Here is an 11018-nt window from a genome sequence, read left to right as displayed (position 1 = left end):
ATGAGGCTATGGACTCACGACGACGACGGGTCGTGTCACCCCTGTTGACTCCGCGTCTCGCGGGCCGCACATTACTTATCGGTACTACTTATCAGTATTACCTGGGGGCAACTCCCGGAAAGAGGGCATCGCATGACGAAGCGTGTACCGAGACGTGTCATGACCTCGACAGCAGCGGCCGTCGGCGCACTGGCCCTGAGCCTGACCGGCACCACCGCGCAGGCGGCCGCGGGAACGGCCACGGAAACGGCCGCGGCCCTGGACTACGTGGCCCTCGGCGACAGTTACAGCGCGGGGTCGGGCGTCCTGCCCGTGGATCTCAGCAGCCCCCTGTGTCTGCGGTCCACCGCCAACTACCCGCACGTCATCGCCGCCGAGACGGGCGCCCGCCTCACGGACGTCACCTGCGGCGCCGCGCAGACCTCACACTTCACCCAGGCCCAGTACCCGGGCGTGGGGCCGCAGGTGAACGCCCTGGACGCCGGCACCGACCTGGTCACGCTGACCATCGGCGGCAACGACAACAGCACCTTCATCAACGCGGTGACGTCCTGCGGCGCCGCGGGCGTCCTCAGCGGCGGCAAGGGCAGCCCCTGCGAGGACCGGTACGGCAGCTCGTTCGTGGACCAGATCGACACGAACACCTATCCCGCGCTGAAGGCGGCGCTGCGGAGCGTCCGCGCCAAGGCGCCCGGAGCCCGCGTGGCCGCGCTGGGCTACCCCTGGATCATGCCCGCCTCCGCCGACCCGTCCTGCTTCGTCAAGCTGCCCGTCGCCGAGGGCGACGTGCCCTATCTGCGCACCATCCAGACGCGGCTCAACGCGGCCGTCGAACGGGCCGCCGAGGAGACAGGCGCCGTCTTCGTGGACTTCTCGAAGGTCTCCGAGGGCCACGACGCCTGCGCGGCGAGCGGCACCCGGTGGATCGAACCGCTGCTCTTCTCCGCCAACCTGGTCCCCGTCCACCCCAACGCCCTCGGGGAGCGGCGCATGGCCGAGCACGTCGTGAACGTCCTGGGCCTCGGCTAGCCGTCCCGGCCGCCGCCGTCCGGCGCGGCCAGGTGCGCGGTGTCGCCCCAGACGGCCGCCGTGAGGCGGCGGCCGTCGCCGCGCCAGTGGGAGACGGAGGCGTTCGGCACGGGCGGCGGCCGGTCGGGGGCCTCGGCCCCGATCCCGGTCAGCACATGGCGCAGGGCGACGATCACCGCGTCGTGCGCCACCAGCAGCACCCGGCGTCCGGGGGCGGCGGCGCCCAGCTCGGTGACGAACTGCCGCACCCGCACGGCGACGTCGGTGTGGGCCTCGCCACCGGGCGGCCGGTACCACCACTCCCCCGTCCGCTCCCGCCGCGCGGCCTCCTCCGGCGCACGGTCGCGGAGCACCCGCGGGGGCCACAGTTCGTAGACGCCCATCTCCCGGTCCCGCAGGCGCTCGTCGAGGACCACGGGCAGGCCGGCACCGTACGTGCCCGCCGCGGTGTCGGCCATGACCCGCCAGGTCTGCCGGGCGCGGGCGTAGGGCGAGCACACGACGAGGTCAGGTCCCGTGCCGGCATCCCGGCCCGCCAGCCAGCGGCCGAGCGCCGCGGCCTGGGCGCTGCCCGCGGCGGACAGCGGGACATCGCGGTCCCGGCCCGGTACCGGCCGGGCGTCCCGGCCCGCGCGCTCGGCCGCGGCGAAGGCCACGTTGGCCGTGGACTGCCCGTGCCGCACCGCCCACAGCGCGCCGAGTCCGCACGGCGGCGCGAGGGCGGGGGGTGAGCCGTGCGGCGTGGCGGTGTGTGGCTGGCCCATCCGGCCTCCTGCTCGTGTCGGGGGCGTGTCCGCTCCGGTCCGGATACTTACCCGGGACGCGTCCCCCCTCACGGACCGCCCGCGGAGGTCACACCTGCCCGCGGGCCATCGCCAGCAGCCGGTCGAACACCGCCGCGTCCGCGCGGACGCCGTCGTGGGCGTGGGCGTCGGTGACCCAGCGCCGCAGGCCGCGGACGAGGCCGGCGGTCTCCAGAGCGTGGTCGCGGTCGACGAACATGTCGTCGTGGTAGACGGCGGCGACGACCGGCACCTCGTTGGCGGCGAGCCGGTCGAGGTCGTAGAGGGGCGGCCAGTCGGTGCGGTGGGCGAGGCGGTCGGCGGTGTCCCGCAGCGGGACGAGCGCCGGGTCCTCCTCGAACTGCCAGGGGTAGATCATCTCGCCGGTGAGGCGGAGCGGGCCGCCGCCCGCCGCGTCGAACTCGGGGAACTCCTCCCGCACCCGGTGCGCCGACCAGGCCGTGGCCGGGCCGCCCTGGGCGTAGATCGGCTCGTGCAGGACGGCGTAGAGCGGGCGCACCGCGAAGGACAGCGTGGCGTCCAGGCCGCGCAGGAACGGGTCGGAGAGCCGGGGCCCGCCCGGCCCTTCGACGAACGCGGTCTCCAGCAGGTAGTGCAGGCTGTCGAAGCCGGACGCGGTGCCGAAGGTGATGCCCATGGTCTGGAAGCGGCGCGCGGAGAGCCGCTCCCCCGACGGCATGCGGACGTCGTGCTCCGCGAGGTGCGCGGCGACGGCGTCGGCGAGCCGCTGGTCACCGGGGTAGCGGGCGAAGTACCGCTCGTTGTGCGCGAGGGTGCGGCGGTAGGCGGCCCGGTACACGTCGTCGGCGTGGCCGGTCAGGGTGGGCAGGCCACCGGTGACGTATACCTGGTCGAGTCCCTCGGGGGCGTGGCTGAGGTAGGTCAGCGCGCAGAACCCGCCGAAGCTCTGGCCGAGCACGCTCCAGGGGCGGTCGCCCTGGAGGGCGCGGCGCAGCTGTTCGGCGTCGCGGACGACGGAGTCGGCGCGGAAGTGGGTGAGGTACCCGGCGGCGTCGGGCCGGCCGTCGAGGGTGACGCGGTCGGCCGGGGTGGAGCGGCCGGTGCCGCGCTGGTCCAGGAGGACGACGCGGTACTCCTTCAGCGCGCGGCGCAGCCAGGCTCCGGCCGCGTTGGGGCGCTCGGCCCGGCCGCCCGGACCGCCCTGCAGCCACAGCAGCCGCGGCAGGTCCCGGCCTTCCTGCCCGGCGGCGACGACCTCGCGGGCGAAGAGGGTGATGCGCTCTCCGTCGGGCCTGGCGTGGTCCAGCGGGACGTCGAGGGTGTGATCGGCGCAGACCAGGCCGTGGTGACGGTAGGTGGCTCCGGGGGTGGTGGTCATGGCGGTACTCCGGGACGGTCGCGGGCGGGGGCGGTGCGGGTCCCGGTGCGCGGGACCCGCCGGGCGGCAGGAGGGTATCGGAGTCCCTCCCGCCGCCCCGTTGCGGTCAGTAGCCCTCGACCCCCAGCTCACGGCAGATCTCCACCAGTTCGGGGTGGATGTACACGCCGTCCTTCTCCACACACTCGCCGTCGAGGTAGATCGACGGGCCGACGATCGAGCCGTCGGTGTGGGCCGCCGCCACCCAGGGCTCGCCGCCTATCCAGGCGCCCTTGGTGCCGATGCCGAGTTCCACGCAGCCGAAGACGCGCTCGTCCTCGACGATGCGGCCGGTCGGCGCGGGCACGCCGGGGTTGAAGCCGAGCGACCAGTGGGCGACGCGGTACATGTTGGGGTCGTTCCAGGAGGCCATCCAGTTGCGGAAGACGTCCGCGTCCCGGCCGCCCTCGATCTCCGTGACGACGCCCCGCTCGACGGTGAGGCGGACCGGGGAGCGCAGCAGGCCCAGCTGGTCCGGCGGCCACAGGGCGCCGTCGAAGACGAGGACGCCGTCCTGGGTCTCCTCCAGCGGGTTCCAGGAGATCTGCCCGGAGAGCATCACGGTCTCGCCGGGCTTCTCGGCGGGCTTGCCGCGCAGGTTGATCGGGCGGTCGCCGTTGCGGCCGACGAGGTCGGTGCCGTTGGGCGAGGTGATGCGGACCTCGTCGGCCGCCTCCAGGAGGCGTACCAGTGCCTTGCCGAGCTTGATCACGCCCTGGAAGTCGGGGCGGCCCACGGTGGCGACCAGCATGTGGACATCCATCGCGGTGAGGTTGGTGTACCGGCAGCCGTTCGCCATCGCGGCGCGGAAGGCGTCGGAGTGCATCAGGTAGGAGACGGCGAACTCGATCCACACGTCGGCGTTGGCGATGGCGCCGGCGACCGGGCGGGGCGGCTCCATGGAGGAGCTGGGCAGCGTCTCGGACCAGACGACGACCGGGTGGGCGCCGGCCGCGGCGACGGCCTGCGCGGTGGCGTCGAGGACCCGGCGGTCGCTGCTGGTGTCACCGGTCAGCACGACGTGCTCGCCGGGCTTGACCAGCATGACCTCCTCGACCAGCTTGCGCGCGGCCAGCGCGAGTTCGAACCCCAGGTACTCGGGGCGCGGTTCGAGGCGGCTGAACATCTCCATGGTGATCTCCTAAGGCGGGAGCGCGGGGCTCGGTGGTGCGGTCGGACGGGGCGGTGCGGCGGACGGCGGAGGGCGGGCCGGGGACGGCACGGCCGGTTCACCCCGCCTTGACGATCTGCGCGGAGTCGCCGATCGAGCTGCCGGCGATGAGTCCGGCGCCGACCAGGTTCAGCTCCTCGTCGGCGCGGTCGCCGCGCCACCTGCGGTAGCCGACGCGGACGAGCAGCGCGCCGATGACGAGCCAGCAGGCGGTGGGGGTGGCGACCAGCAGACCGGTGGCGAGCATGACGCCCATCTGCCGCTTGGCCCCGCCGAGCAGCTGGATCACCGCGCCGGGGATCGCCCAGAGCAGCAGGTGGGTGAGGACGCCGGGCGCGTCCAGGCCGGTCTTGACGGTGTCGGCGTAGATCCGGGCGACCGGCGGGATGAGGCCCTGGCGGAAGTAGGACTGCCACAGCACGGCGACGACGACGAGGGCGGCGGCGAAGCCGATGAGCGCCGCCCGGAACTGCTCCCGCCGTCCGGCCCGCTCGTACGGGTCCCAGGGCCGGTGGTCCTTGCGCAGCAGCCAGCCGGCCTTGAGGTCGTAGCCCATGTCGGCGAAGGCGGGGCCGGTGGCGGAGACGTAGCCGACGAGCAGTGCCAGCGGTACCGAGGGGATGCCGATGAGCAGGCCCGCGATGAGGAAGATGAGGGTGACGGCGAAGGACGGGAACCAGCCCGACTGCATCGCGGCGAGGCCGACGATCAGCTCGTGGACCAGGGCCGCGAACGCCGCGAAGAGCACCCAGCCCACGAGGGCGAGCGGGCTCATGTCGCCGAGGACGCCGCCGAACGCGGCGAGCACGACGGCACCGGCGGCGAACAGCAGGTAGCCGCGGACCAGGGTGCGGCGCAGCGTGGTCTCGTCGACGGTGGTGCGGCGGGTGGGGTCGACGGGTTCCCGCGGCGCCGGGTCGGCGGCGGCACGCTCGGCGCGGCGTCCGACGAGCAGGTGGACGGCCTGGCCGAGGGCGACCACACCGGCGCCGACCATGACGCCGTGCGGGATGAAGTCGCCCGCGAGGTCGACGTCGAGGATGCCGGGGACGTACTGGGCGATGCCCAGGCCGATGCCGAACATCAGCAGGGCCCAGACGTTGCCGAGGAAGGCGACGCCCGCGGCGGACAGCGGCAGGCTGAACAGGGTGCCGCCGAGGCCGACGAGGGTGCCGGCGCCGAGCACGAGGGCGCGCTTGCCGCCCTTGTCGCCGGCCTTGATGGTCTCCGCGGCGGCGGTGCCGGGCGGCCAGGCGGCGTCGGCGGGCAGCAGCCGGGAGCCGAAGGAGCGGTAGAGCACCCAGGCGTCGATCAGCAGCCCGGCGAAGGAACCGGCGAGCATCGGCCAGACCAGGTCGCGGCGGCCGAAGACGTACGGCACGGCGATCGAGGTGAGCAGGACGTTGGCGGAGGCGAAGGTGGCCGCGGAGATGGCGCTCTGGGCGAGGTTCTGCCGGTGCACGGAGCGCATCCGGCGCAGCCCGGCGACGGGGACGCGGCCGATGAGCATCGCGATGAGCGCGCCGACCACGGCGGTGTTGGCGGAGATGCCGAGCTTGGCGACGAGGTCGGCGCCGATGACCGCGCCCACCACCGACAGGACGGCGAGCAGGACGAACGTCATGGGCTCGCGCACCTTGGGGTGGGCGTGGCCGGTGTCCTCGGCGCCGGACGGCGGCGGGGTCTCCCCCGCGGCCGGGTCGGTGGCGGAGGAAGAACGAGGTGACACGTGACACCCCTTTCGACGAGGGCGGGACCATGGGCGCGCGGGGGCGCGGTCCCGCGGCTACGGGCTCGCGGACTGCGGCGTGCGGGTGCGGGTCGGGAAGGCCGGGCGGGGTCAGCCGCCGAAGGCGGTGCCGGCCTCGTCGGCGGCTGCCCTGACCAGGGCGGTGAGGTGGTCCTGCGCGCGGGAGACGCGGTGCGCCGGACCGATGACGGTCAGCGACGCGGCGACGGTGCCGGCCTGGAAGACCGGCGCGGCGACGGCCGTGACGGCCTCGTCGTACTCGCCGTGGCTGACGCTGACGCCGTCCTGCCGGACTCGCGCGTAGCGCCGCAGCAGGGCGTCGAAGTCGGTGACGGTGTGTTCGTTGAAGCGCTGGAGCGGGCTGGCGCCGAACAGCTGGCGCAGTTCGGGCTCCGGGTAGTGGGCGAAGATCGCGTGGCCGGACGCTCCGGCGTGACCGGGCATGAGAGCGCCGACTATCGCGGTGTAGCGGACCGGGCCGGTGCCGTCGACGGCGGCGGCGCAGCGGTAACCGCTGCCCTGCGGCACGTTGAGGACGACGCTCTCCCCGGTCTCCCGCAGCAGCCGGGCCAGCACGGGCCGCACCAGGGAGGGCAGCACACCGCTGTGCTCGCCGACCCGGGCGAGGCGGGAGACCGAGGGGCCCAGCCGGTAGCGGCGGGTGGTGTCGTCGCACATGAGGAAACCGCGCGCGGTGAGGGTGGCGAGCAGCCGCTGGGCGACGGCCTTGTCCCAGCCGTGCTCCCGGGCCAGCTCGCTCACGCCCCACTCGGGGCGCCGCTCGGTGAAGGAGAGCAGGGCGGTCAACGCTCGGTCGACGCTCTGCAGCATCCCTTTCGGGGACTCCGCCTCGGTCATGGGACCCGCTTTCCTCGCTCGTGCGGACCGGTGCGCTTCCACCGGCCGGTGCGCTCAGCGCAACGCCGTTGCGCTGAGCGGCGAGAACTATGGCCATCGGGTGTACGGGAAGTCAATACTTTCCGGTAAGCCTGTCGGTTGGTTCCCGCACCGGGCGGCGGGTGCGCGCCAAGGTGTTCCGGGCCGGTCATCTTGCCGATGGCGGGCCGCACGGCGCGCTCCATGCTGCGGTCCATGTCCCTACACAGCCCCGTACAGAGCCCCGTACGCAGCGCGGCGGGAGCGCGGTCCCGCCGCTCACCGTTCCGGCCGGGCACCGCCCTGGTCGCCCTGGCCGCGATGGTGGCCGCGCTGTTCCTCTCCGCCGGTCCCGCCCGTGCGCAGACCGGCTTCCACGAGGTGACGGCCTTCGGTTCCAACCCGGGCAACCTGCGGATGTTCGCCTACGTCCCCGCGTCGGCGACGAGCGGCGCCCCGGTCGTGGTCCTCTTCCACGGCTGCGGCGGCTCGGCGCGGGACCTCGACGTGAACACCGGGTGGCGCAAGTACGCCGACGCCTACGGCTTCACCCTCGTCCTGCCGGAGCAGAAGGAGGAGAACGTCGGCTCCGGCGGCCTGATACCGCACACGTGCTTCAGCGCCTGGAACCCCGCCGACCGCACCCGCGCCGGGCAGGGCGAGGCGCTCTCCGTGGTCCAGATGGTCGACCACATGAAGACGTCGTACGCCGCCGACGCGGACCGGGTGTACGCCACCGGGTACTCCGGCGGCGGCGCCGCGACCAATGTGATGCTCGCCGCCTACCCGGACGTCTTCGCGGCGGGCGCCGTCTTCTTCGGCATGGCCTACGGGTGCGCCGACACCGAGGCGGACTACTTCGACACCGGTCTGCTCGCCCCGTGCCCGGGGCGCGTCAACTCGCTCACCCCGCGGCAGTGGGGCGACAGAATACGCTCCGCCCACCCCGGGTACACCGGCGCCCGGCCCCGGGTGCAGATCTGGCACGGCGGCTCCGACCTGGTGATCAACCGGAACTCGCTGGAGAAGCAGCGCGACGGCTGGACCGACGTCCTCGGCCTCTCGCGGACCCCGTCCTCGACGTCGTTCCCGGCCCTCGGCGTCACCGAGCAGGTGTACGGCGGCGGGCAGGTCGAGACCTATCTGATCGCCGGGATGGGTCATGAGGCGCCGGTCGATCCCGGCGTCGGCATCGACCGGTGCGGCACCGCCGGCCAGGGTTACGACTCCCTGTGCGGCCCCTACTACGCGGCCGGGTTCTTCGGCCTGGACGGCTGAGCCGCGGTCCGGCTCCGGCGGGCCGGCCGGCGGAGCCGGAACCGGCGGCGGCATGCTGACGGCCCGCCGCGACGGGGGATGCGCGGCGGGCCTTGGGTCAGTGTGGCACGAACAGAGGCGGAAGGGCCCCGTTCCACCTGCTGTGGCCGGAAACCCGCCTCCGGACGGTCCGTCACATGCCCTCGGCCACCGGAACCGGGCCCCGGGGGTCGGGGGCGCGGCCGGATCCCGCGTACCAGTGGGCGAAGGCCGCCGCCTGGGGGCCGGGCCGGCCGAGGTGGCCCATCCGCTCCCGGCGGAGGCGGAGCGGGAACCGCGGGTCGGAGCCCGCCGGTTCGGGGAGGTGCAGCAGGGTGAGGAGCCGGTCGGAGAACTCCTGCACCTGCCAGGCCTCGGCGGCCCGGCGCCGCGCGTACCCGGCCAGTGCGGCGCCGCTGCCGTGGCGGATGCGGTCGATGAGGCTGTGCGCGGCGTCGGCCGCGTCGGCGACGGCGAGGTTGAGCCCTTTGGCCCCGCTGGGGGTCAGCACGTGGGCGGCGTCCCCGGCGAAGAGGACCCGGCCCGCCTCCGCCCGGTCCCGGACCATGCCCCGCATCCGGAGCACGCCGGTCTCCAGGACGGCGCCCAGCGCGGGGAGGCCGTCGGCCACGGGGCCCGACCGGGAACGGAACGCGGACCGGACGCGCTCCGGGTTCCAGTGGTCGGCGCGGTCCGCGCACGGCACCTGGAGGTAGAGGCGGGCGCGGTGGCCGGTGCGCGGCATGAGGCCGGCGAACCCGTCGGGGTGGACCACGTACACCACCCCCTCGACGGGGCGGTCCACCTCCACCAGCGCGGTGAGCCAGTCGTAGGGGTAGCGGAAGCCCCGGGCCGTCCCGGGTGCCAGCCGTTCGGCGAGGCTGTGGGGGCCGTCGCAGCACAGGACGTAGTCGCAGCGGACCTCCAGGCCCTCGCCGACGAGGCGCGGGCGGTCCGCGACGTCGGTGACGGCGTGCACGGCCCGGCCGAAGCGGGGCCGGCAGCCGGCCGCCTCCGACCGGGTGACGAGGTCGCGCACCAGTGCCTGCTGCGGGTAGACCCAGTGGCCGAACCCGCCGGACAGGGCGGCGTAGTCGACGCGCAGCCGTTCGCCCTCGCACACCATGTCGCACCAGCCGTGCCGCACGCCGTGCGTCCGCAGGCCGTCGGCGAGCCGTCTGCCGTCGAGGTACTCGGCGACGCGGTGTTCGACGAGGCCGGCCCTGGCGCGCCGCTCCACGGCCTCCCGGGTCTCCTTCTCCAGCAGGCACACGTCCACGCCCGCCCGCGCGAGCACGCACGCGGCCACCAGACCGGCCGGGCCCGCGCCCACGATGCCCACCTGGGCCGACAGCCGGAGGGTCACCGGCGCCACTCGGGCCGCAGCCCGGTCTCGATCAGCGCCGGGTTGAAGATCTCCCGGACCACGCAGAGGGGTTCGTCACCGTGGCGGAGCAGACAGAGGCGGTAGGCGGCGGCGCGGGCCCCGGGGGCGAGCGGCCACGGCATCCGGCCGACGTCGAGGAGGGAGCGGCCGCCGCTCACGCCCGCTTCGAGCAGTGCGGGGCCGAGGGGTCCCGGGCCCTGCAGACAGGCGGTGGCCCTCGCGTCCAGGTCCAGGCGTCCGACGACCTCGTTGGCCGACCAGACCGCGCCGGCCGGGTCGACGAGTGTGCTTCTGCGTACGACCAGTCGCTCGTGCTCGCCGAGGACGTCAGCCGCCATCCCCACGGGGAGGCCGTGGCGGTCCCGCACCCGCCACGCCAGGCTCCCCACGGTCAGCACGGCCGAGGCCCACGCCTGGAGGGACCTGGTGGTGAGGCCGTCGCCGGCCAGCAGCAGCCGGGTGGCCGGGGAGGCGAACCGGGCGATCCGCTCCCCGCACTCCCGGGTCGCGTCCCCGGCTTTCCGCTTCGTCGTGGTCACTGTCACCGTTCCGCCCGCCGTGCTTCGTATCCGCGTGTCACGCACACCGTCCACACGGTGCGCACACTTCCCCAACAGACGGAACGTCACCTCCGGTAACGCGGGACGCGGCCGTTCATCACATCGGGCGGTAATACCGTGAAACAGACGTGCGCGGGCAGGAGTCGGGCTCAGGTCAGGACCAGGGCACGGGTCCCGTTCCGTCGGTCCACGCGCGCAGGCCGTCGCCGTCGACGCAGACGATGCCGCACTGCCGCGCGTAGTCGAGTGCGGGAGCGGTGAAGTCGCTCGTCGTGACGAGGACCGCCACGTCGGCCTCGTGGACGGTGAAGCAGGTGCCGCCGAAGCGCTGCATGTCCTGCGAGCCGACCTTGTTGCCGTCGGCGTAGCGCTTGCACTGCACGACCATGCGGCGCCCGTCGGGGGTACGTCCGACGACGTCGGCGCCCAGGTCGCAGGCGCCGCCGACGACCTCGACGTCCAGGCAGGCGTCGCGCAGGCAGAGGTCGGCTATGGCCTCCTCGAAGCCGTCGGGGTCCAGCTCGACGTAGTCGACGGCCTCGACCGGGTCCGCCAGGACCACGGTGGGCTCCTCCCCGGCCGGAGCGGGCCGCACCACGGCGTCCGGGGGCACCGTCTCCCCCTCGGGGACCGGGACCGGTACCAGGACCTCCCGGTAGGCGACCGGACGGGTCGCCTCGTCGGCAGCCGTCGCCTGAGGCGGCACCACCGCCGCCACCGTCGCCCGCGGCGGCACCGGGGCCGGGGCGGGCGCGGCCCCCGGCGTCG

10 protein-coding genes are annotated in these 11018 nt (G+C 74.4%); 2 read left to right on the top strand and 8 right to left on the bottom strand.

Annotated elements, in window-relative coordinates; translation table 11 throughout:
- Window positions 1–132: 132 nt before the first annotated feature.
- On the top strand, window positions 133–1029 hold the full coding sequence (locus tag UW392_RS61790; RefSeq protein WP_320784291.1) for an SGNH/GDSL hydrolase family protein: 897 nt from the start codon (window positions 133–135) through the stop codon (window positions 1027–1029).
- Here UW392_RS61790 and UW392_RS61785 read toward each other — a convergent pair.
- The 5 genes from UW392_RS61785 to UW392_RS61765 form a co-directional block, all read right to left on the bottom strand.
- A complete protein-coding gene (locus tag UW392_RS61785) occupies window positions 1026–1793 on the bottom strand; it encodes a histidine phosphatase family protein (protein ID WP_320784290.1) in 768 nt (255 codons plus the stop codon). The two genes, UW392_RS61790 and UW392_RS61785, sit on opposite strands and share 4 nt — an antisense overlap.
- 88 nt (window positions 1794–1881) lie before the next feature.
- Window positions 1882–3171 (bottom strand): alpha/beta fold hydrolase, encoded by a 1290-nt coding sequence (locus UW392_RS61780; RefSeq protein WP_320784289.1) that lies wholly within the window; start codon window positions 3169–3171, stop codon window positions 1882–1884.
- 106 nt (window positions 3172–3277) lie between these two features.
- Window positions 3278–4342: a hypothetical protein gene (locus UW392_RS61775; RefSeq protein ID WP_320784288.1), complete on the bottom strand. Its 1065-nt coding sequence runs from the start codon at window positions 4340–4342 to the stop codon at window positions 3278–3280.
- 97 nt (window positions 4343–4439) lie between these two features.
- Entirely contained in the window at window positions 4440–6005 is a 1566-nt protein-coding gene (locus UW392_RS61770) for an OPT/YSL family transporter (RefSeq protein WP_320784301.1), read from the bottom strand.
- A 216-nt stretch (window positions 6006–6221) separates the two neighbouring features.
- Window positions 6222–6989 (bottom strand): IclR family transcriptional regulator, encoded by a 768-nt coding sequence (locus tag UW392_RS61765; RefSeq protein WP_320784287.1) that lies wholly within the window; start codon window positions 6987–6989, stop codon window positions 6222–6224.
- A gap of 339 nt (window positions 6990–7328) precedes the next feature.
- On the opposite strand from UW392_RS61765, the gene UW392_RS61760 reads away from it, so the two are divergent.
- Complete coding sequence (locus tag UW392_RS61760; protein WP_320784286.1) at window positions 7329–8285, top strand: PHB depolymerase family esterase; 957 nt, start codon at window positions 7329–7331, stop codon at window positions 8283–8285.
- A 172-nt stretch (window positions 8286–8457) separates the two neighbouring features.
- Here UW392_RS61760 and UW392_RS61755 read toward each other — a convergent pair whose 3' ends face one another.
- From UW392_RS61755 to UW392_RS61745, 3 genes are all read right to left on the bottom strand, one after another.
- Window positions 8458–9669, bottom strand: coding sequence for an FAD-dependent monooxygenase (locus UW392_RS61755; protein ID WP_320784285.1), 1212 nt, complete (start codon window positions 9667–9669; stop codon window positions 8458–8460).
- Window positions 9666–10229 carry a hypothetical protein gene (locus UW392_RS61750; protein ID WP_320784284.1) on the bottom strand — a complete coding sequence of 188 codons (564 nt, stop codon included), beginning with the start codon at window positions 10227–10229 and terminating at the stop codon, window positions 9666–9668. The genes UW392_RS61755 and UW392_RS61750 overlap by 4 nt, the downstream gene beginning before the upstream one ends.
- Before the next feature lie 175 nt (window positions 10230–10404).
- Window positions 10405–11018 (bottom strand): restriction endonuclease (locus UW392_RS61745; protein WP_320784283.1); only part of this gene is annotated, 614 nt, incomplete at its 5' end.

This window comes from Streptomyces sp. CRN 30, from assembly GCF_034105845.1.
This window is presented reverse-complemented; position numbering and strand designations above follow the sequence as displayed.

Coding starts and splice junctions, on each gene's coding strand:
- UW392_RS61780 (WP_320784289.1), bottom strand. CDS start 3,171: ATGACCACCACCCCCGGAGCCACCTACCGTCACCACGGCCTGGTCTGC.
- UW392_RS61760 (WP_320784286.1), top strand. CDS start 7,329: ATGGTGGCCGCGCTGTTCCTCTCCGCCGGTCCCGCCCGTGCGCAGACC.
- UW392_RS61765 (WP_320784287.1), bottom strand. CDS start 6,989: ATGACCGAGGCGGAGTCCCCGAAAGGGATGCTGCAGAGCGTCGACCGA.
- UW392_RS61790 (WP_320784291.1), top strand. CDS start 133: ATGACGAAGCGTGTACCGAGACGTGTCATGACCTCGACAGCAGCGGCC.
- UW392_RS61785 (WP_320784290.1), bottom strand. CDS start 1,793: ATGGGCCAGCCACACACCGCCACGCCGCACGGCTCACCCCCCGCCCTC.
- UW392_RS61770 (WP_320784301.1), bottom strand. CDS start 6,005: ATGACGTTCGTCCTGCTCGCCGTCCTGTCGGTGGTGGGCGCGGTCATC.
- UW392_RS61775 (WP_320784288.1), bottom strand. CDS start 4,342: ATGGAGATGTTCAGCCGCCTCGAACCGCGCCCCGAGTACCTGGGGTTC.